The sequence below is a fragment of the Mesorhizobium sp. M4B.F.Ca.ET.143.01.1.1 genome (assembly GCF_004792275.1).
GTDB classification, from domain to species: Bacteria; Pseudomonadota; Alphaproteobacteria; order Rhizobiales; family Rhizobiaceae; genus Mesorhizobium; species Mesorhizobium abyssinicae.
In genome coordinates, this window is record NZ_SRSR01000003.1 from 533,409 (window position 1) to 559,616 (window position 26,208).

Genomic DNA, 26,208 nt, shown 5'->3' on the forward strand with positions numbered 1-26,208 from the left:
GGTAAGGGTGAGGGGCCGCGCCGGCGCTGCGCATCGTGGTGCTCATGACGAATATTCTGATCCTCGGCGGAACCACCGAAGCCCGGCAGTTGGCGGGAAAGCTCGCCGCGCGCGCCGATCTCGCGGTCACGCTGTCGCTGGCCGGCCGCACGGAAAGCCCTGTCGCGCAAGGCGTGCCGTTGCGCGTTGGCGGTTTCGGCGGCGCGCAGGGGCTGGCGGCCTATCTCAAGGAAACCGGCACGGCCCTGCTGATCGACGCCACGCATCCCTACGCGGCGCGCATCTCGGCGAACGCCGCTGAAGCTGCCGGGCAAGCCGGCGTGCCGATCCTTGCCTTGCGGCGTCCCGGCTGGGAGCCCGTGGCGGGCGATCGCTGGACGCTGGTCGACAGCGTGGCGGAGGCGGCAACGGCGCTCGGCACGGCGCCGCGCCGGGTCTTCCTGGCGATCGGCAGGCAGGAGGCCGGCGCCTTCGAGGCCGCTCCCCAGCACCACTATCTCATTCGCAGCGTCGACCCGGTCGAGCCGAAGCTGGCTGTGCCCGACGCGATCTATCTGCTGGCGCGCGGACCGTTTCCGGAAGCGGACGAACGCGCGTTGCTCGAAAGCCACGGGATCGAGGCCATCGTGTCCAAGAACAGCGGCGGCGAGGCGACCTACGGCAAGATCGCCGCGGCGCGGGCGCTCGGCATCGATGTGATCATGGTCCGTCGGCCGTCCGTACCCGACGTTCCATCGGCCGACGCCGTCGATCAGCTGGCCGCCAAGGTCGATCATCTTTTCGAGCCCGTTGCCGAGCGTGGCGTGTAGACCAGCGACGGCTTGTCACCGCGCCGAATGATCCTGGTTTCCGGCGAGCCGATGATGATGCAGGTGGCCATGTCGGCCTTTTCCGCATCGGCATCGGCGAGCAGATGCACGTCGATACGCTCGTCCGGCCGGCCGGCGGCGCGGCCGAAGATGACCGGGGTGGTGCCGGGCAGGATCGCCTTCAGGCATTCGAAGGCGCGGCCGAGCTGCCAGGGGCGCGCCTTGCTGATCGGGTTGTAGAGCGCGATGACGAAGCCGGCGCCGGCGGCGGCCAGCAGGCGCAGCTCGATCAGATCCCAGGGCTTCAGATTGTCGGAGAGCGAGATGGCGCAGAAGTCGTGGCCGAGCGGGGCGCCGATGCGGGCGGCGACGGCAAGCATGGCGGTGACGCCGGGAACGACCGCAAGGTCGATCGCGCGCCATTCCGTCGGGCCGGCCTCGATCGCCTCGCAGACGGCGGCTGCCATGGCGAAGACGCCGGGGTCGCCGCCGGAGACGACGGCGACGTCATGGCCCTCGGCGGCCTTGGCCAGCGCTTCGTTGGAGCGGGCAAGCTCCTCCCGGTTGTCGGATGCGATGCGGGTCTGGTCCGGCCTCAGCTCGAGGCGGTCGACATAGGGCTTGTAGCCGTAGAAGAACTTGGCCTCGGACACGGCGCGGCTCGCTTCCGGCGTAACCTGATCGGCGTTGCCGGGGCCGAGGCCGATGACGGTAAGGCGGCCGCTCATGCCTTGGCTCCGGCAGCACCGGGACGGGCGGACCAGCCGGCGACCAGCACGATGGCGAAATAGGGGGCCTTGTCGTCCGGCTTGTCGGCTAGCCGCATCGAGACGCTGCCCGGCATGGTGCCGCGCTCGACATAGACGGCTTTGGCAAGCTTGCCGGTCGCCTGCAGCGCGCGGCGGATTTTCGGCAGGTTGCGGCCGACCTTCATGATCACCGCTGCGTCGGTGTCGGCCAGCCGCCGCGTCAGCTCGAACTCGCTCATCGTGCCTGGCAGGACAGTCAGCACGTCGTCGCCCTGGACGATAGGCAGGCCGGTCGCCGACCAGCAGCCGGACATGGCGGTGACGCCGGGAATGACCTCGGTCGGGAAGCGATGCGCGAGACGCACGTGCAGGTGCATGTAGGAGCCGTAGAACAGTGGGTCGCCTTCCGACAGCACGGCCACCATCCTGCCGGCGGCAAGATGCTCTGCGACCGCCTCCGCCGACTGCTCGTAGAAATCGGCGATCTGCGAGCGATAGTCGTCGTGATCCTTGTCGATCTCCGTCGTCACCGGATAGAGCAGCGGCAGCTCGATCATGTCCGGCCGGAAGCGGGCCTCGACGATGGCGCGCGCATTGCTGTTGTTGCCGCGCTTGGCGAAATAGGCGACGACGTCGGCCTCTGCCAATGCCCGCGCAGCCTTGAGCGTCAGTAGCTCGGGATCGCCGGGACCGGTGCCGACGCCGACGAGGCGGCCTTTTACAATCGCGTTCACAGGCCGGGCCTCGCCAATGCGTTGAGGGCTGCGGCGGTCATGGCGCTGCCGCCCAGCCTGCCGCGCACGATGGCGTAGGGCACGCCATAGGAATTCTCGGCCAGCGCGTCCTTCGATTCGGCGGCCCCCACGAAGCCGACTGGCATGCCGATGATCGCCTTCGGCTTCGGCGCGCCGTCGCGCAGTTTTTCCAGCAGATAGAAGAGCGCCGTTGGCGCGTTGCCGATGGCGACGACCGAGCCGGCGATGCGCTCGCCCCAGAGGTCGATTGCTGCGGCCGAGCGGGTGTTGCCGATTTCTTTCGCGATCTCATGCGTACGCGGATCGCGCAGCTTGCAGATCACCTCGTTGCCGGCCGGCAGGCGGGCGCGGGTCACCCCATGCGAAACCATCTCGGCGTCGCAGAAGATCGGCGCGCCGGCGGCCAAAGCGGCGCGCGCGGCGGCAACGAAATCGCCGGAGAAGACGAAATGGCTGGCGGCCTCGACCTGGCCGCAGGCATGGATCATGCGGATCGCAACATCGGCCTCGGCTTCCGAGAAGCGCGACAGGTCGGCCTCGGCGCGGATGATGGCGAAGGAGCGCTCATAGATCGCCGTGCCGTCGTGGATGTAGTCGTAGGCCGCCATGCTCATTCCTGTCGGTAGATTTCGGCGATGCCGGCCGCGCCAAGCCTTGTGAGGCAAGCGGCGGCGGTTTCGCCTCGATGTCGTTGCGCGCGGATCGCTGCAAGGATGCCGCTTATGCCGCGCGCGGCGTCATAGCCCGGCCTGTATCCGGCAGGAAGAGCCTTTGCCGTCCCGCCAACGACAAGTCCGGCTCCGTTTTCGTCGCCGACCAGTGTGAGGGCGGCCAAGCCGGGGTGCGCGCAGCCTTTGGCGCAGCCGGAAACGTGCAGGCTGAGCGAGGCGTCGAGGAGGCCGCTGTTTTGCGCCGCGATGGTTTCGGCGATGGCACGGGTGGCGATGCGGCCAGAGGCGCAGGCCGGTGTGCCGGGGCAGGCAGCGATGCGGGTTCGCGGATCGGCGGCGTCGGTGACGAAGCCGAGGGCGGCGGCGGTGGCTTGCAGCGAGGCGCAGGCGGATGGGGCGAGGCCACGGAAGAGCATGGCGCGGCCGGGGGACAGGCGGATCTCGGTGGTGCCGAGGCCGGCGGCTTGCGTGGCAAGTTCGATGAGCGATTGTGCCGGCATGCTGCCGTAGGGCAGGCCGATACCGAGAGCTTGGCCGGCATTCAAGCCGAAAATGCCAATCGGCGGGAGGGGGCGCTCTACGGCGCCCCCCTCTGTCCTGCCGGACATCTCCCCCACAAGGGGGGAGATTGGCAGCTTCGGCGGGGGCGCTTCTCTTGCGAGGGTGGATATATGCTGCGCCCTGCCAATGTTGGGGATTGGCGAAACCGTCGGCGACGGGTCAATCTCCCCCCTTGAGGGGGAAATGTCCGGCAGGACAGAGAGGGGGGCGACAGAGTGCCAACTTGCGAGTGAATTAAGCTGCCGCTCCGACAAGTCGCGGGTATGCGCCTCACGGCCTTTTTCCGCGACCATCCTGAGTGCCGCCACAGTGATGTCGCGTGCAGCATCCTCGTCGGCCGTCGCCAGCGGCATTGCATTGCGCGCGTCTCCGACGACAGACAAACTCCAGTGCACGGCCGCGTCGGCCCGCACCGCCTTCAGCCTTACGTCGGCCGTGACCGCGTCCATCGCCAGTTGCCCGCCGCCGTCGACAACCACCGACACCTTCGGCCCCAGCCTTGCTGTCAGCCCGGCCTCTTCAATCGCCGTTCTGATCTGCTCGGCGAGCGGGCGCGGATCGGCGACCTCCTGTGGGTCTATGCCCGCCAGTGGCCCGGTCTCCACCGGAACGCCGGTGCGCACGGCAATGCCCAGCGCATCCACCTCCGCCGCCAGCAGGCGCGCGCTTTCCGCCGTCAGGCCACGGATCTGCAAACTGCCGCGCGCGGTCACTTCCATGATGCCGTTGCCGTGGCGCAAGGCGGATTCGCCGAGTCCGATCAGCGACTTCGGGGCAAGTCCTCCAGCGACCGGATTGAGCCGCACCAGCAGTCCGTCGCCGGTCTGCATCGGGGCGCTGAGGGCAGGGCAGGCGCCACGGCGCGAGAAGGCGTTCATGCCGCCACCTGCTGGGCTTCGGCGATCAGCGCGGCGAGATCGTCGTCGATGGAGTTCCGCAAGGGGTGCCACAGGCCACGCCGTCGCGCGGAGAGGAAGCGTTCCGCGATCACCTTCGCGGCAGCCGGGTTCTCGCGCAGGATGAAGGCGCGAACGTGCGCGTCGCCGAGATAGGCATCGTGCACCGCCTCGATCAGCGCGCCCGATATGGCATGCGTGGTCTCGGCGAAGCCGACGAGGCGATCGACGGTCTCGGCGAATTCGGAGGCGCCGCGCGGGCCATGGCGCATCTGGCCGGCGATGAAGCGCGGGTTGACGGCACGCGCCCGCACCACGCGAGATACCGCTTCGCCGACCGAGCGCGGCTTCGGCTTTTGCGGGTCCGTGGTGTCGAGCACGATGACATCGGCATTTTTGCCCAGTGCTGCCAAGGCGGCCGAAAACCCGCCGATGAAGGCAACGTCGGCCGAGCCTTCGAGGATGTCGCGGCCGGGATCGTCGCCGGTGTGGACGAGCAGGTCGGCCTCGGCGATGCGGCCCTCGAAGGCGCCGGGCGCGGAAGTCGCCTCGCCGTCGGCGCCGCCATAGGCATGCGAGGTGGCGTCGAGATAGGCGCGGCCGATTTCCTCGCGTGCGGCCCAGTCGCCGCGCGACAGCAAATCCTCGACGCCGGCGCCGTAGGTGCCGGGCGAGGTGCCGAAAATGCGCGGGCCGATCTTGCCCTCGGCGCGGGTTGCGGCAGCGAGCGGGTTCTCGGAATCGTCCTCGTCGCGGCTGGCGACGGCGGTGGCGGCGGCGTCGATCAGTGCGATCTGGGTCGGGAACATGTCGCGGAACAGGCCGGAAATGCGCCAGGTGACGTCGACGCGCGGCCGGCCAAGGGCGGCTGGCGGCAGCACTTCGATGCCGATGACGCGGCCGGTGGCGCCATCCCATTGCGGCCGGCAGCCCATCAGCGCCAGGCCTTGCGCGATCTCCTCGCCGCCGGTGCGCAGCGAGGCCGAGCCCCAGAGGTCGATGACCAGCGAGCGCGGCCAGTCGCCATGCAATTGCATGTAGCTGCGCACGACTTCTTCCGCCGCCGCCTGGCCAAGGTCATAGGCGGTCGGCGTCGGCATGGTGCGCGGGTCGGCGGTGAACAGGTTGCGGCCGGTCGGCAGCACGTCGGAGCGGCCGCGCGCCGGCGCGCCGGCCGGTCCGGCCTTGATGTGGCGGCCATCGAGCGCGGCGAGAAGGGCCGCTCTCTCCGCTTCCGCGCTTTGGGTGCGCAGCGAATCCGCTTCGCCCTCCGGCGCGCGGCCATAGACATGCAGCCCGTCCTTGACGGCGAAATCCTTGAGATCGCAGAGCCAGGCGTCGATGCGGCGCAGCGCCTCGTCCGGCGCGTCGGTCCTGGCCACTCCGGCTTCGGAGGCAAGCCCGGTCTTGCGTGCGGTTTCGACGATCAGCTTGGCCAGGCGGTCGCGGCGGCGGCGGTCGAGCCCGTCGGCCTGCGCATATTCGTCGACCAACCGCTCGAGGCGCTGCTGGTTCTCGTCCAGTCCGGCGCCGGTCAGCGGCGGCGGCAGGTGGCCGAGCGTGACGGCGGCGATGCGGCGCTTGGCTTGCGCCGCCTCGCCGGGATTGGAGACGATGAAGGGATAGATGACGGGCAGCGCGCCGGTGACGATCTCGGGGAAGCAGATATCGGAGAGCGCGACCGTCTTGCCCGGCAGCCATTCCAGCGTGCCGTGCGCGCCGACATGGATGAGGGCGTGGACCCCGAGCGATTTTTGCAGCCAGAGGCCGAAGGCGATCAGGTCGTGGCGCGGGGGCAAAGTGGGGTCATGGTAGTCGGCGCGGCGGTCGACTGAGCGGCCACGATCGGGGGCGAGTGCCACGGTGACGTTACCGAAGGTCGCTGCGCGGAAGGGGAAGTGGGTTTCGTGCGCTAGCCGCGAAGGCTCGCGTTCTGTCGCGCCCCCCTCCGTCCTGCCGGACATCTCCCCCACAAGGGGGGAGATCAGGCTCGCGCCGTCGATTTCGCCAATCTCCGACTTCGCAGGGGGAAAGCCGGCGGAGGAACTGCCAATCTCCCCCCACGTGGGGGAGATGTCCGGCAGGACAGAGGGGGGCGCCTCGCGCGAACCTTTCCCTTCTGCCTTGCCCCACGCGGCCTCTATTGCATCGTGCGCTGGCCTCGGTAGTTCGGCCGAAAAGGCGAAGTAGGCCTCTACGGAGAGGCCTTGCCCACCCACCTCCAGCGCATCCAGCAGTTCCCGCGGCGATTGCGGAATCGCCTCAACCGCGTAGCCCTGTTCCTTCAGGTCGTGCAGCATCGCGAGCACGCTCGACGGCACGTCGAGGCCGACGGCATAGCCCGTTCGCCCCGCAGCGCTCGGATAATCCGGTATCAGGATCGCCAGCTTGCGCTCGGCCCGCTCGGTCCGCCGCAGGCGAATGAACGCCGCGATGCGCTTGGCGACCTGCGCGACGCGACCTGCCTCCGGCCGGTTGGCGAAGGCGCGGAAAGCCAGCGCCGGGTCGGTTTCGCTCTCGCCCTTGAACGAAATCGCGCCGGCCAGGATGCGGCCGTCGAGTTCCGGCAGCACGACATGCATGGCAAGGTCGGCGGGCGCCAGGCCGCGCTGGTTCTTCTCCCAGACCTCGCGTCTGGTCGTGGCGACGATGACCTGGAAGACCGGCACGCCGGCACGGTCGAACAGGGTTTCCGCGCCGGGTTCGGCGCCGGAGGCGAATGCGGTGGCGGTGACGATGGCGGCCGGGTTCAGTGAGGCGAGGGCGTTCTCGACAAAGGCCAGAGACGCCTGATCCTTGAGGCTCGAAACGAAGATCGGCACCGGCGCGATGCCTTGCGCGTGCAGTGCGTCGACCAGCGCATCGATCGGTGCGACATCGGCGGCGAGCAGCATCGAGCGGTAGAAGAGGATGGGGATGACAGGCGCGCCGTCTCCCTCCCCCTCGAGGGGAGGGTGGCCCGCAGGGCCGGGAGGGGTCGGGACGACTGGGCTTAACGTCTCTTCCTGCGGTCGTTCTTCAGGGTGTCGGCGCGTGTCGCGGAGGACCCCACCCCCGGCCTGCGGCCGGACCCTCCCCTCAAGGGGGAGGGGGACGACGCCGCGGCCCGGCTCGTAGTATCCAGCCTTCGGGACGCAGACCGGGTCGGTCACCGCCGTGTCCGACCCCGCCAGCCGCGCCAGCCTCTTCACCAGCGCTGTCATATTCGCAGGCCCGCCTTCGCGGAAATAGCCGAGCAATCCGTCCAGCTCGGCGCGCGGCAGGGTCGAGGCCTCGATCAGCCGCAGATCCTCGTCGTGGCTTTCGCCGGGCAGCAGCGCCAGCTTGATGCCGCGTTCGCGCGCGACCGCGGCGAGCTGGTCGCAACCGTAGCGCCACCAGTCATAGCCGCCGAGGATGCGGACCAGGATGACTTTGGCGTGGCGGGCGACGCTGTCGATCCAGAGGTCGACCGACATCGGATGGCGGAGATCGCGAAGTGCCGCCAGCCGCATTGAGGGCAATCGTTCCGCGTCCGCCTTCCACGCCGCAGCCAGTCCGGAAAGATCGCTGTCGGTGAAGGACAGCGCCACGACATCCGCAGGCATCTGCCTGAGATCGACAGGCTCGGCGAGATCGTCGAGCGAGGCGGATGTGGTGGTGAGGATGTGCATCGTGGTTCGGGTTTGCCTCAGCCGGCGAGGATACGCTCGATCGCCGGGCGGTTCAGCCCCTTCAGGCCGATGACGACGAGGCGCGAGCGGCGATCGTCCTCGGCCGTCCAGGCGCGGTCGTAGTAATGGTTGACACGTGGCCCGACGGCCTGCAGCAAAAGCCGCATCGGCTTGCCGCCGACCTCGACGAAGCCCTTGACGCGCAGCACATTCTCCTGTTCGGCAGCGGTGGCGACGCGTTGTGCCAGTTCATCCGGATTGGCGATCGACGGGATGTCGATGACGAAGGAGTCAAAATCGTCATGCTCGTGGTCGAGCTCGTCATCGTGATGGGTCTTGCGGTTCTCGATGTCGTCCTCGACGGCGAGGCCAAGACCGAGCAGCACGGACGGGTCGACCTTGCCCTGGGCGGTCGGCACGACCTTGACGGCGCGAGCCACATGCTCGCCGATGACGGCGTTGGCGCGCGCCGAGCCGGCGGCGTCCATCAAATCGCTCTTCGACAGGATGATCAGGTCGGCGCAGGCGATCTGGTCCTCGAACACTTCTTCGACCGGATCGTCATGGTCGAGCGAGTCATCCGCCGCGCGCTGCGCCTGCAGGGCATCCATGTCGGAAGCGACGCGGCCGTCTGCCAGGGCCGGGCCGTCGACCACGGCGACGACGCCGTCGACAGTGACGCGGCTCTTCACGCTCGGCCACTGGAAGGCCTGGACCAGCGGCTTCGGCAGCGCGAGGCCTGAGGTTTCGATCAGGATGTGATCGACCTTCGGCGTCCGCGACAGGATCTGGTCGAGCGCCGGCACGAAATCGTCGGCGACGGTGCAGCAGATGCAGCCATTGGCCAGTTCGACGATGTTTTCCTCCGGGCAGGCATCGACGCCGCAGCCCTTGAGGATTTCGCCGTCGATGCCGACATCGCCGAACTCGTTGACGATGATCGCCAGCCGCTTGCCTTTGGCGTTCTCGAGCAGGTTGCGGATCAGCGTCGTCTTTCCGGCGCCCAGGAAGCCGGTGACGACGGTGCAGGGAACACGGGAGACGGATGCGGTCATGGTCAGTCCTTCAGCAGGTCGAGGGGAGGGATGCGGGCAACAAGGCCGCGCTTCAGGGAATCGGGCCGGCCGCGCCACGGGATGAGGCCGTCGGTCGAGGTGGCGAAGAGCTTTGCGCCAGCAACGAGGTCGGCGCCGCTGGTCGCTGTCAGGTCGCCGAAGACGTAGCTCCAGGAGCCGTCACGCAGAAGCGCTGCGCTTAGGCGACGCTTGCAATTGCCGAGGCATTCGACAGTGCGGATGCGTATGTCCTGGCCGGAAGCAGCCCGGCGCGTGTCCTCGGCGAGCAGCGCGCCGGCGCGCGGATGGGCATCGGAACCCGTTTCGTCGCGGCAGGACGAGCAGACGATGACGGTCACGCCCGCCAAGGCTTCGCCGTCGTCGGACGGTATGTCCGCTCTATCAGCCGGAAAACTGCTGTCGCGCTCCAAATCAGGCTCCTTGCCCGGAAAACCCGCCAGGCGATCGGATTCATCTGTCTCAGACGGCAGGTCTCCTGGCTCGCGGGTCATCGCCTTGGTTGCCGCCTTCCCGGGGAACATCCCAGTGGCTTTCGGCCTTGGCTCTTCGCTTACAGTTGCGGGGACAGCCGCGGATTTGGGCATTTTTCCCTCACCGCATTCCCTCTTGGCTCCTCCCTTTGCCGGGAGAAGACCGTCTGCGGCGGATTTAGGCTTACGGGTGTGGGCCTGTCAACGCACGTCTACGACGCGCTAAGGCCTGCCAGCGCCGGGCCGAGGTCGCCGGCCGGCGTCACTTCGATGCTCTCGAGGCCAAGCCAGCCCTGCATTCGCTTGAGCTCCTCGAAGAGTTCTGCCGCAGTTTCCGGCGGCGTATCAGGCTCAGCATAGGCGGCGTGGACGCGCAGCACGCTGGCCGGGCGGTCGGCGCGGAGATCGACGCGGGCGACGATCCGGTCGCCGAGCAGGAAGGGCAGCACGTAGTAGCCGTATTGGCGCTTTTCGGCCGGGGTGTAGATCTCGATGCGGTAGCGGAAGTCGAACAGCTTTTCCGTCCGCGTGCGCTCGAAAACGACGGGATCGAACGGCGCGAGCAGGGCGCGCGCCTCGATTTTGCGCGGAAAGCGGGCGTCCTTGTGCAGGTAGGCGGGCTTGTCCCAGCCTTCGACCCGCATCGGCAGCAGATCGCCCATCTCGACCAGGTCCTCGATGCGGTCCTTCGTGTCGCCGGGGGCGAGGCGAAAATAATCGCGCAGGTCGCTGTAGGTGGCGATGCCATGCGCGCGGGCGGAAATGCGAAGCAATTCGCGATGCGCGTCCTCGACGGAGGGAACCGGCAGATCGAGCACGGCCTGCGGCAGCACGCGCTCCGGCAAATCGTAGTAGCGCTCGAAGCCGCGTCGGTAGGCGGTGGTGATGCGGCCGGCCCAGAACAGCCACTCGAAGGCGTGCTTGGCCGCGCTCCAGCCCCACCAGCCGCCATTGCCCTTGTGGCCTTCTATGTCGGAGGCGGCGATCGGCCCGCGTTCGGCGACCTCGTTGTAGACGTCGTCAATCATCTGGCGCTGCTCACGGCCCCATTTCGCGAGGCCGAGATACATTTCCTCGCCCTGTTCGGCGCGCTGCATGCGCCAGCGCAGCAGCGGCCAGGTCTCGACCGGCAGGAAGGAGGCCTCATGCGCCCAATATTCAAAGACGGTGCGCTTGCGCGTGAGCGCGGCGTTGTCGAGCAGGGAAAGCGGGTAGGGGCCGAGGCGCGAATAGAGCGGCATATAGTGCGCGCGCACCACGGCGCTGACGGAATCGATCTGCAGCAGGCCGGTGCGGGACAGCACGCGGGCGAGGTGCCGGCGGTCCGGCGTGCCGCCCGGCTGCGGGTCAGTGAAACCTTGCGCGCCGAGCGCGATGCGCCTGGCCATGGCGAGCGATATCTTTTCCTTCATCCAGAAGCCTTGCCCCGATCCGTCTACCCGAATTTCCAGTCAATGATTCCAGCCATGCTAGCAGGCAAATGGCGGGAGATATGTCAGGAGAGAAAAGTGGAGTAAAAAGCGAAGGAAATCAAACAGGAGCGGATCGGACCAGTTTCTTCCGATCTGGCGTCCAGCGCCAGGTTTTGAACAAGGTTTGACTTGCTTCGCCGAAAGCGCTGCGCTAACCCTCGCCGCGTTGCAGCATAGGCCCTTAAAACGGTTCAGCGGTGAATCTGTCACGCTTCCGCAATAGGATCGGTTGCTGTAATCAACGTGGATTGACCGCCAACGGAAAGCCGCAGCATGAACGCACTTTTGAGTTCGTATCTGCCCATCGTCCTGTTTATCGGCGTGGCGCTTGTCGTCGGCCTGGCGCTGCTTGCGGCGCCGTTCCTGGTGGCCTACCGCAACCCCGACCCGGAAAAGCTTTCCGCCTATGAATGCGGTTTCAACTCGTTCGACGACGCCCGCATGAAGTTCGACATCCGCTTCTACCTGGTGTCGATCCTGTTCATCATCTTCGATCTGGAAGTGGCCTTCCTGTTCCCGTGGGCGGTGTCCTTCTCGAAGATCGGCATGCTCGGTTTCTGGTCGATGATGGTGTTTCTGGCGGTGCTGACCATCGGCTTCGCCTATGAATGGAAAAAAGGAGCGCTGGAATGGGATTGAACGACAGTTCAGGCACCCTCGTCGCGCCGAAGCCCAAGGGCATCATCGACCCCAATACCGGCCGGCCGGTGGGGCAGGATGACCCGTTCTTCCTCGAGATCAACAACGAGCTCGCCGACAAGGGTTTTCTTGTCACCTCGACCGAGGCGCTGATCACCTGGGCGCGCAGCGGCTCGCTGATGTTCATGACCTTCGGCCTCGCCTGCTGCGCGGTCGAGATGATCCACACCTCGATGCCGCGCTACGACTCTGAGCGGTTCGGCGTCGCGCCGCGCGCGTCCCCGCGCCAGTCCGACATCATGATCGTCGCCGGCACGCTGACCAACAAGATGGCGCCGGCGCTGCGCAAGGTCTACGACCAGATGCCGGAGCCGCGCTACGTCATCTCCATGGGCTCCTGCGCCAATGGCGGCGGCTACTATCACTATTCCTATTCGGTGGTGCGCGGCTGCGACCGCGTCGTGCCGGTCGACATCTATGTGCCTGGCTGCCCGCCGAGCGCGGAAGCGCTGCTTTACGGCATTCTTCTGTTGCAGAAGAAGATCCGCCGCACCGGCACGATCGAGCGGTGAGCCGATGAGCCAGAAGTTGAACGAACTCTCCACCTATCTCGGCGAGAAGCTCACCAGCCGTATCGGCGAAGCCGTGCTGGCCTATGGCGAGCTGACGGTTTCCGTCGAGCCGGGCAGCCTGATCGAGGTGGCAACCTTCCTGCGCGACGATCCGCGTTGCCAGTTCGTCTCGTTCATCGACGTCAGCGGTGCCGACTATCCGTCGCGCGCCAAGCGCTTCGACGTGGTCTACCACCTGCTGTCGCCGAAGCAGAATGTCCGCATCCGGCTCAAGGTCCAGGCCGACGAGGAGACGCTGGTTCCCTCGCTGACCGCCGTCTACCCGGGCGCCGACTGGTTCGAGCGCGAGACCTATGACCTCTACGGCGTGCTGTTCTCCGGCCATCCGGACCTGCGCCGCATCCTCACCGACTACGGCTTCGAGGGGCATCCGCTGCGCAAGGATTTCCCGCTGACCGGCTTCGTCGAGGTGCGTTACGACGACGAGGCCAAGCGCGTGATCTACGAGCCGGTCGAGCTCAAGCAGGAATTCCGCAATTTCGATTTTCTTTCCCCGTGGGAAGGCACCGACTACGTGCTGCCGGGGGATGAAAAAGCGAAACAGTGAGTGGTCAGTAGTCAGTAGTAAGTAGGGAAGGAATTGGGAAAGCGGATCGAATCTTATCGCGACCTGATGGTGTGGCAAGCGGCGATGGTTCTCGCCGAAGATTGCTATCGCGTCACCAAAGGTTTTCCGAAAGACGAGATCTATGGAATGACCTCCCAGATGCGCCGCTCGGCGGTATCGATCGCCGCTAATATCGCTGAGGGGTACGGTCGTGAGAACAGAGGCTCGTTCGTTCAATTTCTGCGCATGGCGCAGGGTTCGTTGAAGGAACTAGAAACTCACATATTGTTGGCGTGCCGTGTCGGTATGCTGGAGCGAGACAACGAGACTGAACTGCTGCTGCGATGCGAAGAGATTGGGAAAATGATGCGATCTCTGATCAGAACGGTGCAGGCGAAACAGGCGGAATAGTAGGCGTTGAGCTGATGATCACTACTCACTACTCACTACTGGCTCTTCGCCAGAGGCGCCACAATGGCTGAAACCTCCGTCCGCAACTTCAACATCAACTTCGGACCGCAGCATCCTGCGGCGCATGGTGTTTTGCGCCTCGTGCTGGAACTGGACGGCGAGGTGGTCGACCGTGTCGACCCGCATATCGGACTGCTGCATCGCGGCACCGAGAAGCTGATCGAGGCCAAGACCTATCTGCAGGCGGTGCCCTATCTCGACCGGCTCGACTATTGCGCGCCGATGAACCAGGAGCACGCCTTCGCGCTCGCCGCCGAGCGGCTGCTCGGCATCGAGGTGCCGAAGCGCGGCCAGCTGATCCGCGTGCTCTATTCCGAGATGGGCCGCATCATGTCGCACATCCTCAATGTGACGACGCAGGCGATGGACGTCGGCGCGCTGACGCCGCCGCTGTGGGGCTTCGTCGAGCGCGAAAAGCTGATGGTGTTCTACGAGCGCGCCTCGGGCTCGCGCATGCACGCGGCCTATTTCCGCCCCGGCGGCGTGCACCAGGACCTGCCGCAGAAGCTCGTCGAGGACATCGGCAAGTGGATCGAACCGTTCCTGAAGTCGATCGACGACCTCGACGCGCTGCTGACGCCGAACCGCATCTTCAAGCAGCGCAATGTCGATATCGGCACCGTGTCGCTGGCCGATGCCTGGGCCTGGGGCTTCTCCGGCGTGATGGTGCGCGGCTCGGGTGCTGCCTGGGACCTGCGCAAGTCGCAGCCCTACGAATGCTATTCCGAGATGGATTTCGACATCCCGATCGGCAAGAACGGCGACTGCTACGACCGCTACCTCGTGCGCATGGAAGAGATGCGCCAGTCGGCGAAGATCATGCGCCAGTGCGTCGACCTGCTGCTCGGCAAGGAAGGCAGCGGCCCGGTGTCCAACCTCGACGGCAAGGTGGTGCCGCCGAAGCGCGCGGCGATGAAGCGTTCGATGGAAGCGCTGATCCATCACTTCAAGCTCTACACCGAAGGCTATCGCGTGCCGGCCGGCGAGGTCTATGCGGCCGTCGAGGCGCCGAAGGGCGAGTTCGGCGTCTATCTCGTCTCCGACGGCACCAACAAGCCTTACCGCTGCAAGCTGCGCGCGCCGGGCTTCGCGCATCTGCAGGCCATGGATTTCCTGTGCCGGGGCCACATGCTGGCCGATGTCACCGCCGTGCTCGGTTCGCTCGATATCGTCTTTGGTGAGGTCGATCGCTAAATGTCAGTCCGCCGTCTCGCAGATGCCAGCGTCCAGCCAGCTTCCTTCGCCTTCAACAAGGCGAATACGGCGGCGGCCAAGCAGTGGATCAAGAAATATCCGAAGGGCCGCGAGCAGTCGGCCATCATTCCGCTGCTGATGATCGCGCAGGAACAGGAAGGCTGGGTGACGAAGGCGGCGATCGAGACGATCTCCGACATGCTCGGCATGCCGCGCATCCGCGGGCTCGAGGTCGCGACCTTCTATACGCAGTACCAGCTCAATCCGGTCGGCACGCGCGCGCACATCCAGGTCTGCGGCACCACGCCCTGCATGCTGCGCGGCTCGGAAGCGCTGATGGATGTCTGCCGCTCGAAGATCCATCACGACCAGTTCCACACCAATGAAAAAGGCACGCTGTCGTGGGAGGAGGTCGAATGCCTCGGCGCCTGCGTCAACGCGCCGATGGTGATGATCTTCAAGGACACGTTCGAGGATTTGACGCCGGAGCGGCTGGCCGAGATCATCGACCTTTACGAGGGCGGCAAGGGCGCCTCGGTGACGCCTGGCCCGCAGAACGGCCGCACCGGCTCGGAACCGGCCACCGGCCTGACGACGCTGAAGAGCGAAAAGGCGATCCTGAAGTCGATGCGCGAGAAGGAAGCCAAGGCGGCGGCCAAGGCCGCCAAGGCGGCGCCGGATGCGATCATCGCGGCGCCGGTGCCGGCGCCGGCTGCCCCGGTCGCGCCCTCCAAGGCCAGCAAGCCGAAGACCGACGCGCCCGAAACCAGCCCGGCGCTGAAGACGCCGTCGCCGGTCAAGGTCGCGCCGGCCGTGGAAAGAGCGGCTAGCGTCTCAGCGCCGCGGCATTCCGCCGCCAACGCCAACAAGGCCTCGCCGGAAGTCGAGGGGGTCTCGAAGCAGCGCAACGGACCGAAGAACAAGGGCGAGCCGGTTGCCGCCTTCAAGTCGCCGGAAGCCAAGCAGCCTGCCGCCGCAAAACCTTCGCTCGACGACAGGAACCGGCCCGCCGGCATGGAACGGCCCGCCGCGGTCGACGACCTCAAGCTGATCTCCGGCGTCGGTCCGAAGATCGAGGGCACGCTGCAATCGCTCGGCATCTATACCTTCGCGCAGGTCGCGTCCTGGAAGAAGGCCGAGCGCGAATGGGTCGACGGCTACCTGAACTTCAAGGGCCGTATCGAGCGCGACGACTGGGTCAAGCAGGCCAAGGCGCTCGCCAAGGGCGGCGTCGCCGAATACATCCGTGTCTTCGGCAAGAAGCCGGTCTGAGGGACGAACCATGCTTCAGGACAAAGACCGCATCTTCACCAACATCTACGGCCTCTTCGACAAGTCGCTCAACGGCGCGATGGCGCGCGGCGCCTGGGACAACACGCCAGGCATCGTCGCCAAGGGCCGCGAGTGGATCGTCAACGAGATGAAGGCGTCGGGCCTGCGCGGCCGCGGCGGCGCCGGCTTCCCGACCGGCCTGAAATGGTCGTTCATGCCGAAGCAGAGCGACGGCCGGCCGAGCTACCTGGTCATCAATGCCGACGAATCCGAGCCCGGCACCTGCAAGGACCGCGACATCCTGCGCAACGATCCGCACACGCTGGTCGAGGGCGCGCTGCTCGCCGGCTTCGCCATGGGCGCGATCGCCGCCTACATCTATGTGCGCGGCGAGTTCATCCGCGAGCGCGAGGCGCTGCAACGGGCGATCGACGAGGCCTACGAGGCCAAGCTGATCGGCAAGAACAACACCTCCGGCTACGACTTCGACGTCTACATGCACCATGGCGCCGGCGCCTATATTTGCGGCGAGGAGACGGCCCTGCTCGAAAGCCTCGAAGGCAAGAAGGGCCAGCCACGGCTGAAGCCGCCATTCCCGGCCAATGTCGGCCTCTATGGCTGCCCGACCACCGTCAACAATGTCGAGTCGATCGCGGTCGCGCCGACCATCCTGCGGCGGGGCGCGGCCTGGTTCTCGTCCTTCGGCCGGCCGAACAATGTCGGCACCAAGCTGTTCTGCGTCTCCGGCCACGTCAACAATCCGTGCACCGTCGAAGAGGCGATGTCGATCCCGTTCCGCGAGCTGATCGACACGCATTGCGGCGGCATCCGCGGCGGCTGGGACAATCTGCTGGCGGTCATTCCGGGCGGCGCGTCGGTGCCGCTGGTGCCGGCCGAGCAGATCATCGACACGCCGATGGATTTCGACGCGCTGCGCGACCTGAAATCCGGCCTCGGCACGGCGGCGGTCATCGTGATGGACAAGTCGACCGATATCGTGAAGGCGATCGCCAGGCTCTCCTACTTCTACAAGCATGAGAGCTGCGGCCAGTGCACGCCGTGCCGCGAAGGCACCGGCTGGATGTGGCGGGTGATGGAGCGGCTGGTGCGCGGCGAGGCGCAGAAGCGCGAGATCGACATGCTGCTCGACGTCACCAAGCAGGTCGAGGGCCACACGATCTGCGCGCTGGGCGACGCGGCGGCGTGGCCGATCCAGGGCCTGATGCGGCATTTCCGCGGCGAGGTGGAGCGCCGCATCGACGAGTTTTCGCGCAACGCGCACCGGGTCGAGCCGGTGATGGTGGCGGCGGAGTAAGGTTGGAATTGCGGGCGAAAGCCCGGCGACAGGAATAACGGGCGGGGCATACGAAGAAACGACCAGGAGCACTCGATGGCGCTGTATTCGATACCCTATGCACTGATGCCCGACATGGAACAGTTGGAGAAGATGAACCAGGATCTGACCAGGATGATGCCTAAGGAGATGGCCAGCGCCGTCAATCTCCTGGCGCACCCTGTTGCCGGAGTCGCCGCCATGTCGGCGATAAGCATCGGGCTGGCCAATCATGCCTTCGGTGTCTGGCTGGGTGCGCTTTCGGGCGCCGCAGAAGCCTCGCAGCGGCTGTTCCAGCCGATCGTCGACGATTTCGAGGCGCGGAGCGAGGAGCTCGCGGAAGCCCAGAAGACCTCGTCCAAGGCGCGCAAGGCGGCAAAGACGCTGATCGCCGAGGCGCAGACCTTCGCCAGGGACGTGACCGACATCGGCCAGACCAGCGTCGAGAAGGCGCAAGACACCGGCGGCGCCGACACGGTGGCCAGCAGTGCCGCGGCCGGACTGATGCCGGAGGATTTCAGGCAGCCCAAGGCCATCGACAGGCCGGTGGAGCCGGCCGACCTCAAGGCGATCTCGGGCATCGGCCCGAAGCTGGAGAAGGTGCTGAACGGGCTCGGCATCTGGTCATACGGCCAGATCGCGGCCTGGACGGCGGAAGAGATCGCCTGGGTCGAGGACTATCTGTCGCTCGCCGGCCGCGTCGGCCGCGACGACTGGACCAGCCAGGCAACGGCGCTGGCGGCCAAGGGTTGAAATTCAATGCCGGGCGCGGCTCTGGTCGCGCCCGCAAGAGGGATTGCGGGACGTCCGCAGAGGTTTGAGGCGAGATGGCAAAGCTCAAGGTCGACGGGAAAGAGATCACTGTACCCGACCACTACACGCTGCTGCAGGCGGCCGAGGACGCCGGCGCGGAAGTGCCGCGCTTCTGCTTCCATGAGCGGCTGTCGATCGCCGGCAACTGCCGCATGTGCCTGATCGAGGTGAAGGGTGGCCCGCCCAAGCCGCAGGCCTCCTGCGCCATGGGCGTGCGCGATTTGCGCCCCGGCCCGAATGGCGAGGCGCCCGAAATCTTCACCAACACGCCGATGGTCAAGAAGGCCCGCGAAGGCGTGATGGAGTTCCTGCTGATCAACCATCCGCTCGACTGCCCGATCTGCGACCAGGGCGGCGAATGCGACCTGCAGGACCAGGCGATGGCCTTCGGCGTCGATTCCTCGCGCTACCACGAGAACAAGCGCGCGGTGGAAGACAAGTATATCGGGCCGCTGGTCAAGACGGTGATGAACCGCTGCATCCACTGCACGCGCTGCGTCCGCTTCACCACCGAGGTCGCCGGCATTTCCGAGCTCGGCCTGATCGGCCGCGGCGAGGATGCAGAGATCACCACCTATCTCGAGCAGGCGATGACCTCGGAGCTGCAGGGCAATGTCATCGACCTTTGCCCGGTCGGCGCGCTGACCTCCAAGCCGTTCGCCTTCCAGGCGCGGCCGTGGGAGCTGACCAAGACCGAATCCATCGACGTCATGGATGCGGTCGGCTCGGCGATCCGCGTCGACAGCCGCGGTCGCGAGGTGATGCGCATCCTGCCGCGCGTCAACGAGGCGGTGAACGAGGAATGGATCTCGGACAAGACCCGCTTCATCTGGGACGGCCTGCGCACGCAGCGCCTCGACCGCCCCTATGTGCGCAAGGATGGCAAGCTCGTTGCGGCAAGCTGGGCGGAGGCCTTCGCGGCGATCAAGGACGAGGTCTCGAAGACGGCGCCCGAGCGGATCGGCGCCATTGCCGGCGATCTCGCCGCGGTCGAGGAAATCTATGCGCTGAAGCTTCTGATGGCGGCGCTCGGCTCGAAGAATACCGACTGTCGCCAGGACGGCGCCGCGCTCGATCCGTCGCTCGGACGCGCCAGCTACATCTTCAACCCGACCATCGAGGGCATTGAGCAGGCCGACGCGGTGCTGATCATCGGCGCCAATCCGCGCTTCGAGGCCTCGGTGCTCAATGCGCGCATCCGCAAGCGCTGGCGCATCGGCAACCTGCCGGTCGGCGTCATCGGCGAGGTCGGCGACACGCGCTACGACTATGAGCAGATCGGCGCCGGTCCGGAATCGCTGAAGGACCTGGCCGACGGCAACGGCAAGTTCTTCCAGGTGCTGAAGAAGGCGACGCATCCCCTGATCATCGTCGGCCAGGGCGCGCTGGCGCGCGCCGATGGTGCCGCCGTGCTCGGCCAGGCGGCCAAACTCGGGGCGTCCGTCAACGCCGCCCGCGCCGACTGGAACGGTTTTGCCGTGCTCCACAATGCCGCCGGCCGCGTCGGCGGCCTCGACCTCGGCTTCGTGCCGGGCGAGGGCGGCAAGGGCGCTGCTGCCATGCTCGGCGAGACGGACGTGCTGTTCCTGCTCGGAGCCGACGAGATCGACATGGCCAAGACCGGCGGCGCGTTCGTCGTCTATGTCGGCACGCATGGCGACGCCGGCGCGCACCGTGCCAACGTCATCCTGCCGGCGGCGGCCTACACCGAAAAGTCCGGCACCTACGTCAACACCGAAGGCCGCGTGCAGCAGACCAATCGCGCCGGTTTCGCGCCCGGCGACGCGCGCGAGGACTGGGCGATCCTCAGGGCATTGTCGGATGTGCTCGGCAAGAAGCTGCCATTCGATTCGCTGCCGCAGCTGCGCGCCAGGCTCTATGGCGAATATCCGCATCTTGCCCGCATCGACCAGGTTCTGGCCGGCAGCGCCGACGACGTTGCCAACGTGGCGAAGCTCGGCGGTCGGCTGAACAAGGGCACCTTCACCTCGCCGGTGAAGGATTTCTACCTGACCAACCCGATCGCGCGGGCCTCTGCCGTGATGGCGGAATGCTCGGCGCTGGCCAAGAGCGGCTTCAAGCAGGCGGCGGAATAAGCATGGAAACCTTCTTCTCCTTCTACGTGCTGCCGGCGCTGCTGATCCTGCTGAAGTCGGTCGTGCTGATCGTCGTGCTGCTGATCTTCGTCGCCTACATCCTCTACGCCGACCGCAAGATCTGGGCGGCGGTGCAGTTGCGCCGCGGTCCGAACGTGGTCGGCCCCTGGGGCACGCTGCAGGCCTTCGCCGACCTGTTGAAGTTCGTCTTCAAGGAGCCGGTGATCCCGTCAGGCGCCAACAAGGGCGTCTTCCTGCTGGCGCCGCTGGTGTCGGCGGTGCTGGCGATCTCGGCCTGGGCGGTCATTCCGGTCAACGAGGGCTGGGCGATCGCCAACGTCAATGTCGGCATCCTCTACGTCTTCGCCATCTCCTCGCTCGAGGTCTATGGCGTGATCATGGGCGGCTGGGCGTCCAATTCGAAATATCCGTTCCTCGGCGCGCTGCGCTCGGCCGCGCAGATGGTGTCCTACGAAGTCTCGATCGGCTTCGTCATCGTCACCGTGCTGCTTTGCGTCGGCTCGCTCAACCTGTCCGACATCGTCATGTCGCAGCATGATGGGCTCGGCACGCGGCTTGGCCTGCCCAACACCTTCCTCGACTGGCACTGGCTGTCGCTGTTCCCGATGTTCGTCATCTTCTTCATCTCGGCGCTGGCCGAGACGAACCGCCCGCCCTTCGACCTGGTGGAGGCCGAATCGGAACTTGTCGCCGGCCACATGGTCGAATATTCGTCGACGCCGTTCCTGCTCTTCTTCCTCGGCGAATATGTCGCCATCGTCCTGATGTGCGCGCTGGCCACCATCCTGTTCCTCGGCGGCTGGCTGCCCCCGTTCGACTTCGCCCCCTTCACCTGGGTGCCAGGGCTGATCTGGTTCGTGCTCAAGGTCTGCCTGGTGTTCTTCGGCATTTCCATGGTCAAGGCGTTCGTGCCGCGCTACCGCTACGACCAGCTGATGCGGCTGGGCTGGAAGGTCTTCCTGCCGATCTCGCTGTTCATGGTAATCGCCACCGCGGCCTTCCTCAAGCTCACGGGATTTGCGTGATGTCCGCTCTCGCCCAAGCCGCAAAGGCGCTGCTGCTGAAGGATTTCGTCAGCGCTTTCTTCCTGTCGATGCGCCAGTTCTTCGCGCCGAAGGAGACGATCAACTATCCGCACGAGAAAGGGCCGATCAGCCCGCGCTTCCGCGGCGAGCATGCGCTGCGCCGCTATCCGAACGGCGAGGAACGCTGCATCGCCTGCAAGCTGTGCGAGGCGATCTGCCCGGCGCAGGCCATCACCATCGAGGCCGGCCCGCGCCGCAACGACGGCACGCGCCGCACCGTGCGCTACGACATCGACATGGTGAAGTGCATCTATTGCGGCTTCTGCCAGGAGGCTTGCCCGGTCGACGCCATCGTCGAAGGGCCGAATTTCGAATTCGCGACGGAGACGCGCGAGGAGCTTTACTACGACAAGGACAGGCTGCTCGCGAACGGCGACCGGTGGGAGCGCGAACTGGCGCGCAACATCGCGCTGGACTCGCCCTATCGCTGACATTTGACGCATGGACGGGGCGAGGGGCCTCGTCTAAGGAACACGCGGCTTCGCAACCGGAGGCGGAAACGAAGCCAGAAAGAGCAAACAGGACGAACGTCCTGTTTGGACAGGAACCCGGGGGAACCCCATGCTGAGTGGACTAGAGGCGGCTTTCTTCTACCTCTTCGCCTTTGTCGCGGTGGCGTCGGCGTTCATGGTCATTTCGTCGCGCAACCCCGTGCATTCGGTGCTGTTCCTGATCCTGACCTTCTTCAACGCCGCCGGCCTGTTCATGCTGACCGGCGCCGAGTTCCTGGCGATGATCCTGCTCGTCGTTTATGTCGGCGCGGTCATGGTGCTGTTCCTGTTCGTCGTTATGATGCTCGACGTCGACTTCGCCGAGATGAAGGAAGGCGCGCTGCAATACGCCCCGATCGGCGCGCTCGTCGGGCTGATCCTGGCGGCGGAGCTGATCGTCGTGCTCGGCGGCTACACTTTCGCGCCGCAGCTGGCCTCGACGGTGGCCAAGCCCATTCCGGATCTCGCCCAGCGCACCAACACCGCCGCGCTCGGCGACATCCTCTACACGGACTACCTCTATTACTTCCAGATCGCCGGCCTCGTGCTGCTGGTCGCCATGATCGGCGCCATCGTGCTGACGCTGCGCCACAAGCCGGGCGTCAAGCGGCAGTCGATCGCAGCCCAGGTCGGCCGCACGCCGGCGACGGGCATGGAAATCCGCAAGGTCAAATCGGGCGAGGGCATCTGAGATGGTCGTCGGCATCGCGCACTACCTCACCGTATCGGCGATCCTGTTCACGCTCGGCGTGTTCGGCATCTTCCTGAACCGCAAGAACGTCATCGTCATCCTGATGTCGGTCGAACTGATCCTGCTGGCGGTCAACATCAATTTCGTCGCCTTCTCGGCGGCGCTCGGCGATCTCGTCGGACAGGTGTTCGCGCTGTTCGTGCTGACGGTCGCCGCGGCCGAGGCCGCGATCGGTCTTGCCATTCTCGTCGTCTTCTTCCGCAACCGCGGCTCGATCGCGGTCGAAGACGTCAACATGATGAAGGGTTGACGGGACAGTCATGTATCAAGCGATCGTCTTCCTTCCGCTACTCGGCTTCCTGATCGTCGGCCTGTTCGGCACGTCGCTCGGCGCCAAGGCGTCCGAATACATCACCTCCGGCTTCCTGGTGATCTCGGCCGTGCTGTCGTGGATCGCCTTCTTCTCGGTCGGCTTCGGCGAAGGCGAGGTGTTCACCGTACCCGTGCTGCGCTGGATCCAGTCGGGCGGGCTCGACGCGTCCTGGGCGCTCAGGATCGACACGCTGACGGTGGTGATGCTGGTCGTCGTCAACACCGTGTCGGCGCTGGTCCACATCTACTCGATCGGCTACATGCACCACGATCCGAACCGGCCGCGCTTCTTCGCCTATCTGTCGCTGTTCACCTTCGCCATGCTGATGTTGGTGACGGCCGACAATCTGGTGCAGATGTTCTTCGGCTGGGAAGGCGTCGGTCTCGCCTCCTATCTGCTGATCGGCTTCTGGTACAAGAAGCCGTCGGCCAATGCCGCGGCGATCAAGGCCTTCGTCGTCAACCGCGTCGGCGATTTCGGCTTCGCGCTCGGCATCTTCGGCGTCTTCGTGCTGTTCGGCTCGGTCAATCTCGGCACCATCTTCGCCAATGCGGCGAGCTTCGTTCCGGTGGAGGGCGCCGAGCACGGCGCCGCCGTGCTCACCTTCCTTGGTTATGCGCTCGACAAGCACTCGGCGATGACCGTGGTCTGCCTGCTGCTCTTCATGGGCGCGATGGGCAAGTCGGCGCAGGTGCCGCTGCACACCTGGCTGCCCGACGCCATGGAAGGCCCGACGCCGGTCTCGGCGCTGATCCATGCCGCCACCATGGTGACGGCGGGCGTGTTCATGCTGGCCCGGCTGTCGCCGCTGTTCGAGCTGTCGCATTCGGCGCTGACGGTCGTCACCTTCATCGGCGCCTTCACCGCCTTCTTCGCGGCCACGGTCGGCCTGGTCCAGAACGACATCAAGCGCGTCATCGCCTATTCGACCTGCTCGCAGCTCGGCTACATGTTCGTGGCGCTCGGCGTCGGCGCCTATGGCGCGGCGATCTTCCATCTGTTCACGCACGCCTTCTTCAAGGCACTGTTGTTCCTCGGTTCGGGCTCGGTGATCCACGCCGTGTCCGACGAGCAGGACATGCGCAACATGGGCGGCCTGAGGACGCTCATTCCGAAGACCTACTGGATGATGGTGATCGGCACGCTGGCGCTGACCGGCGTCGGCATTCCGGTGACGGTCATCGGCACCGCCGGCTTCTTCTCCAAGGACGCCATCATCGAGAGCGCCTTTGCCAGCCACAACCTGTTCGCCGGCACCGCCTTCGTGCTGCTGGTCGTCGCCGCAGCCTTCACGTCCTTCTACTCCTGGCGGCTGATTTTCATGACCTTCCACGGCCAGCCGCGCGCCAGCCACGAGGTCATGCACCATGTCCATGAATCGCCGCCCGTGATGCTGGTGCCGCTGTTCATCCTGGCCGCGGGCGCGCTGTTTGCCGGCATCATCTTCCACGGCGCCTTCATCGGCGAGGGCTATGCCGAGTTCTGGAAGGCATCGCTGTTCACGCTGCCGGACAACCACATCCTGCACGAGATCCACGAACTGCCGCTGTGGGTCGAATTGGCGCCGTTCATCGCCATGGTCATCGGCTTCGCGGTCGCCTGGAAGTTCTACATCCGCTCGCCGGAACTGCCCGCCAGCGTCGCCGCCAACCATCGCCTGCTGTACGCCTTCCTGCTCAACAAGTGGTATTTCGACGAGCTCTACGACGTCCTGTTCGTGCGGCCGGCGAAACGCCTCGGCAGGTTCCTGTGGAAGACCGGCGACGGCGCCATCATCGACGGGCTCGGGCCTGACGGGGTCTCGGCGCGCGTCGTCGATGTCACCAACCGCGTCGTCAAGCTGCAGACCGGCTACCTCTACCACTACGCCTTCGCCATGCTGATCGGCGTTGCCGCACTCGTCACCTGGATGATGCTCTGATGACCGCCTGGCCAATCCTCTCGCTGGTCACCTTCCTGCCGCTGGTAGGGGTGCTGCTCATCCTGTTCATAAACGACGACAGCGAAAACGCGCGCCGCAACATCCGCGCCATCGCGCTGTGGACGACGAGCATCACCTTCGTCATCTCGCTGTTCATCTGGAAGGGTTTTGACAATTCGCAGGCCGGCTTCCAGTTCGTCGAGAAGGCCGCCTGGCTGGATTCGGGCATTTCCTACCACATGGGCGTCGACGGCATCTCGATGCTGTTCGTCATCCTGACCACCTTCCTGATGCCGCTCTGCATCCTGGCGTCGTGGGAAGCGATAGACAAGCGGGTCAAGGCCTACATGATCGCCTTCCTGCTCCTGGAAACGCTGATGATCGGCGTCTTCTGCGCGCTCGACATCGTGCTGTTCTACGTCTTCTTCGAAGCCGGCCTGATCCCGATGTTCATCATCATCGGCGTCTGGGGCGGCAAGCGGCGCGTCTACGCCTCGTTCAAGTTCTTCCTCTACACGCTCGCCGGCTCGGTGCTGATGCTGCTCGCCATCATGGCGATGTTCTACCAGTCCGGCACCACCGACATCACGACGCTTTTGACGCACAACTTCCCGGCCAACATGCAGACCTGGCTGTGGCTCGCCTTCTTCGCCTCCTTCGCGGTGAAGATGCCGATGTGGCCGGTGCACACCTGGCTGCCGGACGCGCACGTCGAGGCGCCGACGGCGGGCTCGGTGATCCTGGCCGCGATCCTCCTGAAGATGGGCGGGTACGGCTTCCTGCGCTTCTCGCTGCCGATGTTCCCGCTGGCGTCCGAGATGTTCGCGCCGCTGGTGTTCACGCTCTCGGTCGTCGCCATCATCTACACTTCGCTGGTGGCGCTGATGCAGGAGGACATGAAGAAGCTGATCGCCTATTCGTCGGTCGCCCATATGGGCTTCGTCACCATGGGCATCTTCGCCATGAACCAGGAAGGCGTGCAGGGCGCGATCTTCCAGATGCTCAGCCACGGCCTCGTCTCCGGCGCGCTGTTCCTGTGCGTCGGCGTCATCTACGACCGCATGCACACGCGCGAGATCGATGCCTATGGCGGGCTGGTCAACAACATGCCGAAATATGCCACCGTGTTCATGGTCTTCACCATGGCCAATGTCGGCCTGCCCGGCACCAGCGGCTTCGTCGGCGAATTCCTGACCATGCTCGGCGTGTTCCGGGTCAACACCTGGGTGGCGTTCTTCGCCGCCACCGGCGTCATCCTGTCGGCGGCCTACGCGCTCTGGCTCTACCGCCGGGTGATCTTCGGCTCGCTGACCAAGGACAGCCTGAAGGGCCTGCTGGACCTGTCGACGCGCGAGAAGGCGATCATCTACCCGCTGGTGGTGCTGGTCATCTTCTTCGGCGTCTATCCCGCGCCCGTCTTCGACGCCACGGCCGCATCGGTCAAGGCGCTCGTCACCAATGTCACCGCATCCATCGGCTCCGCGCAGACCGCGGCGGCGAACTGACCAGGGGTTTTG

Annotated in this window: 23 protein-coding genes, 1 pseudogene and 1 riboswitch; of the genes and pseudogenes, 16 read left to right on the forward strand and 8 right to left on the reverse strand. The window is 65.9% G+C overall.

All coding sequences use genetic code 11. The features are described from left to right. The first annotated feature begins 44 nt into the window (after positions 1–44). Positions 45–809, forward strand: a complete 765-nt coding sequence (locus EN786_RS09920) for a cobalt-precorrin-6A reductase (protein WP_127283357.1) — start codon at positions 45–47, stop codon at positions 807–809. On the opposite strand, the gene EN786_RS09925 is transcribed toward EN786_RS09920, so the two are convergent. The 8 genes and pseudogenes from EN786_RS09925 to EN786_RS09960 all read right to left on the reverse strand — a co-directional run bounded on the left by EN786_RS09925 (position 773) and on the right by EN786_RS09960 (position 11,052). Continuing rightward, entirely contained in the window at positions 773–1,537 is a 765-nt protein-coding gene (locus tag EN786_RS09925; RefSeq protein WP_127283356.1) for a precorrin-3B C(17)-methyltransferase, read from the reverse strand. The two genes, EN786_RS09920 and EN786_RS09925, sit on opposite strands and share 37 nt — an antisense overlap. Continuing rightward, positions 1,534–2,292, reverse strand: a complete 759-nt coding sequence (locus EN786_RS09930; protein ID WP_127283355.1) for a precorrin-2 C(20)-methyltransferase — start codon at positions 2,290–2,292, stop codon at positions 1,534–1,536. Before EN786_RS09930 ends, EN786_RS09925 begins: the two co-directional genes overlap by 4 nt. Further along, the gene (locus EN786_RS09935) at positions 2,289–2,921 is read right to left on the reverse strand and encodes a precorrin-8X methylmutase (RefSeq protein ID WP_127311919.1); all 633 of its coding nucleotides are present in this window, start codon (positions 2,919–2,921) and stop codon (positions 2,289–2,291) included. Before EN786_RS09935 ends, EN786_RS09930 begins: the two co-directional genes overlap by 4 nt. Then, a pseudogene (gene cobG, locus EN786_RS09940) lies at positions 2,878–4,423 on the reverse strand (precorrin-3B synthase). The gene EN786_RS09935 and the pseudogene cobG overlap by 44 nt, the downstream one beginning before the upstream one ends. Further along, on the reverse strand, positions 4,420–8,094 hold the full coding sequence (locus EN786_RS09945) for a cobaltochelatase subunit CobN (RefSeq protein WP_135908273.1): 3,675 nt from the start codon (positions 8,092–8,094) through the stop codon (positions 4,420–4,422). Before EN786_RS09945 ends, cobG begins: the two are co-directional and overlap by 4 nt. Positions 8,095–8,111: 17 nt before the next feature. Continuing rightward, complete coding sequence (gene cobW, locus EN786_RS09950) at positions 8,112–9,149, reverse strand: cobalamin biosynthesis protein CobW (RefSeq protein ID WP_127311215.1); 1,038 nt, start codon at positions 9,147–9,149, stop codon at positions 8,112–8,114. A gap of 2 nt (positions 9,150–9,151) precedes the next feature. Next, positions 9,152–9,580: a DUF1636 family protein gene (locus EN786_RS09955; protein ID WP_127311214.1), complete on the reverse strand. Its 429-nt coding sequence runs from the start codon at positions 9,578–9,580 to the stop codon at positions 9,152–9,154. A gap of 37 nt (positions 9,581–9,617) precedes the next feature. After that, positions 9,618–9,823: riboswitch (cobalamin riboswitch) on the reverse strand. Positions 9,824–9,852: 29 nt separating this feature from the next. Next, positions 9,853–11,052 carry a winged helix-turn-helix domain-containing protein gene (locus EN786_RS09960; protein WP_127311213.1) on the reverse strand — a complete coding sequence of 400 codons (1,200 nt, stop codon included), beginning with the start codon at positions 11,050–11,052 and terminating at the stop codon, positions 9,853–9,855. Positions 11,053–11,385: 333 nt separating this feature from the next. On the opposite strand from EN786_RS09960, the gene EN786_RS09965 reads away from it, so the two are divergent. The 15 genes from EN786_RS09965 (at position 11,386) to EN786_RS10035 (ending at position 26,196) form a co-directional block, all read left to right on the forward strand. Next, entirely contained in the window at positions 11,386–11,751 is a 366-nt protein-coding gene (locus tag EN786_RS09965) for an NADH-quinone oxidoreductase subunit A (protein ID WP_010910112.1), read from the forward strand. After that, the gene (locus tag EN786_RS09970; RefSeq protein ID WP_126054018.1) at positions 11,742–12,323 is read left to right on the forward strand and encodes an NADH-quinone oxidoreductase subunit B; all 582 of its coding nucleotides are present in this window, start codon (positions 11,742–11,744) and stop codon (positions 12,321–12,323) included. The genes EN786_RS09965 and EN786_RS09970 overlap by 10 nt, the downstream gene beginning before the upstream one ends. Before the next feature lie 4 nt (positions 12,324–12,327). After that, complete coding sequence (locus EN786_RS09975) at positions 12,328–12,930, forward strand: NADH-quinone oxidoreductase subunit C (protein ID WP_127311212.1); 603 nt, start codon at positions 12,328–12,330, stop codon at positions 12,928–12,930. Between the two features lie 33 nt (positions 12,931–12,963). Then, entirely contained in the window at positions 12,964–13,341 is a 378-nt protein-coding gene (locus tag EN786_RS09980; protein ID WP_127311211.1) for a four helix bundle protein, read from the forward strand. Positions 13,342–13,404: 63 nt separating this feature from the next. Further along, positions 13,405–14,595, forward strand: coding sequence for an NADH-quinone oxidoreductase subunit D (locus EN786_RS09985; protein ID WP_127311210.1), 1,191 nt, complete (start codon positions 13,405–13,407; stop codon positions 14,593–14,595). After that, entirely contained in the window at positions 14,596–15,867 is a 1,272-nt protein-coding gene (locus EN786_RS09990) for an NADH-quinone oxidoreductase subunit E (protein ID WP_135908275.1), read from the forward strand. It begins immediately after the preceding gene. A 10-nt stretch (positions 15,868–15,877) separates the two neighbouring features. Continuing rightward, entirely contained in the window at positions 15,878–17,182 is a 1,305-nt protein-coding gene (gene nuoF, locus EN786_RS09995) for an NADH-quinone oxidoreductase subunit NuoF (protein WP_127309011.1), read from the forward strand. 75 nt (positions 17,183–17,257) lie between these two features. Beyond that, a complete protein-coding gene (locus tag EN786_RS10000) occupies positions 17,258–17,953 on the forward strand; it encodes an NADH-ubiquinone dehydrogenase (protein WP_127309012.1) in 696 nt (231 codons plus the stop codon). A 74-nt stretch (positions 17,954–18,027) separates the two neighbouring features. Continuing rightward, a complete protein-coding gene (gene nuoG / locus EN786_RS10005; RefSeq protein ID WP_127309013.1) occupies positions 18,028–20,109 on the forward strand; it encodes an NADH-quinone oxidoreductase subunit NuoG in 2,082 nt (693 codons plus the stop codon). A gap of 2 nt (positions 20,110–20,111) precedes the next feature. After that, the gene (nuoH, locus tag EN786_RS10010) at positions 20,112–21,155 is read left to right on the forward strand and encodes an NADH-quinone oxidoreductase subunit NuoH (protein WP_127284944.1); all 1,044 of its coding nucleotides are present in this window, start codon (positions 20,112–20,114) and stop codon (positions 21,153–21,155) included. Beyond that, entirely contained in the window at positions 21,155–21,646 is a 492-nt protein-coding gene (gene nuoI / locus EN786_RS10015; RefSeq protein WP_127284943.1) for an NADH-quinone oxidoreductase subunit NuoI, read from the forward strand. The genes nuoH and nuoI overlap by 1 nt, the downstream gene beginning before the upstream one ends. 130 nt (positions 21,647–21,776) lie before the next feature. Continuing rightward, positions 21,777–22,397: an NADH-quinone oxidoreductase subunit J gene (locus EN786_RS10020; RefSeq protein ID WP_126054028.1), complete on the forward strand. Its 621-nt coding sequence runs from the start codon at positions 21,777–21,779 to the stop codon at positions 22,395–22,397. A 1-nt stretch (position 22,398) separates the two neighbouring features. Then, positions 22,399–22,707 (forward strand): NADH-quinone oxidoreductase subunit NuoK, encoded by a 309-nt coding sequence (gene nuoK / locus EN786_RS10025; RefSeq protein ID WP_019858930.1) that lies wholly within the window; start codon positions 22,399–22,401, stop codon positions 22,705–22,707. Positions 22,708–22,717: 10 nt separating this feature from the next. Further along, positions 22,718–24,691, forward strand: a complete 1,974-nt coding sequence (gene nuoL, locus EN786_RS10030; protein ID WP_127284942.1) for an NADH-quinone oxidoreductase subunit L — start codon at positions 22,718–22,720, stop codon at positions 24,689–24,691. Next, entirely contained in the window at positions 24,691–26,196 is a 1,506-nt protein-coding gene (locus EN786_RS10035; protein ID WP_127309014.1) for an NADH-quinone oxidoreductase subunit M, read from the forward strand. Before nuoL ends, EN786_RS10035 begins: the two co-directional genes overlap by 1 nt. Positions 26,197–26,208 lie beyond the last annotated feature (12 nt).

Coding starts and splice junctions, on each gene's coding strand:
- EN786_RS09990 (WP_135908275.1), top strand. CDS start 14,596: ATGTCAGTCCGCCGTCTCGCAGATGCCAGCGTCCAGCCAGCTTCCTTC.
- EN786_RS09960 (WP_127311213.1), bottom strand. CDS start 11,052: ATGAAGGAAAAGATATCGCTCGCCATGGCCAGGCGCATCGCGCTCGGC.
- EN786_RS10000 (WP_127309012.1), top strand. CDS start 17,258: ATGGCGCTGTATTCGATACCCTATGCACTGATGCCCGACATGGAACAG.
- nuoL (WP_127284942.1), top strand. CDS start 22,718: ATGTATCAAGCGATCGTCTTCCTTCCGCTACTCGGCTTCCTGATCGTC.
- EN786_RS09935 (WP_127311919.1), bottom strand. CDS start 2,921: ATGGCGGCCTACGACTACATCCACGACGGCACGGCGATCTATGAGCGC.
- EN786_RS09965 (WP_010910112.1), top strand. CDS start 11,386: ATGAACGCACTTTTGAGTTCGTATCTGCCCATCGTCCTGTTTATCGGC.
- EN786_RS09975 (WP_127311212.1), top strand. CDS start 12,328: ATGAGCCAGAAGTTGAACGAACTCTCCACCTATCTCGGCGAGAAGCTC.
- EN786_RS09985 (WP_127311210.1), top strand. CDS start 13,405: ATGGCTGAAACCTCCGTCCGCAACTTCAACATCAACTTCGGACCGCAG.
- EN786_RS10035 (WP_127309014.1), top strand. CDS start 24,691: ATGACCGCCTGGCCAATCCTCTCGCTGGTCACCTTCCTGCCGCTGGTA.
- EN786_RS09970 (WP_126054018.1), top strand. CDS start 11,742: ATGGGATTGAACGACAGTTCAGGCACCCTCGTCGCGCCGAAGCCCAAG.
- EN786_RS09945 (WP_135908273.1), bottom strand. CDS start 8,094: ATGCACATCCTCACCACCACATCCGCCTCGCTCGACGATCTCGCCGAG.
- nuoF (WP_127309011.1), top strand. CDS start 15,878: ATGCTTCAGGACAAAGACCGCATCTTCACCAACATCTACGGCCTCTTC.
- nuoK (WP_019858930.1), top strand. CDS start 22,399: ATGGTCGTCGGCATCGCGCACTACCTCACCGTATCGGCGATCCTGTTC.
- nuoG (WP_127309013.1), top strand. CDS start 18,028: ATGGCAAAGCTCAAGGTCGACGGGAAAGAGATCACTGTACCCGACCAC.
- EN786_RS10020 (WP_126054028.1), top strand. CDS start 21,777: ATGCTGAGTGGACTAGAGGCGGCTTTCTTCTACCTCTTCGCCTTTGTC.
- EN786_RS09925 (WP_127283356.1), bottom strand. CDS start 1,537: ATGAGCGGCCGCCTTACCGTCATCGGCCTCGGCCCCGGCAACGCCGAT.
- nuoI (WP_127284943.1), top strand. CDS start 21,155: ATGTCCGCTCTCGCCCAAGCCGCAAAGGCGCTGCTGCTGAAGGATTTC.
- cobW (WP_127311215.1), bottom strand. CDS start 9,149: ATGACCGCATCCGTCTCCCGTGTTCCCTGCACCGTCGTCACCGGCTTC.
- nuoH (WP_127284944.1), top strand. CDS start 20,112: ATGGAAACCTTCTTCTCCTTCTACGTGCTGCCGGCGCTGCTGATCCTG.
- EN786_RS09920 (WP_127283357.1), top strand. CDS start 45: ATGACGAATATTCTGATCCTCGGCGGAACCACCGAAGCCCGGCAGTTG.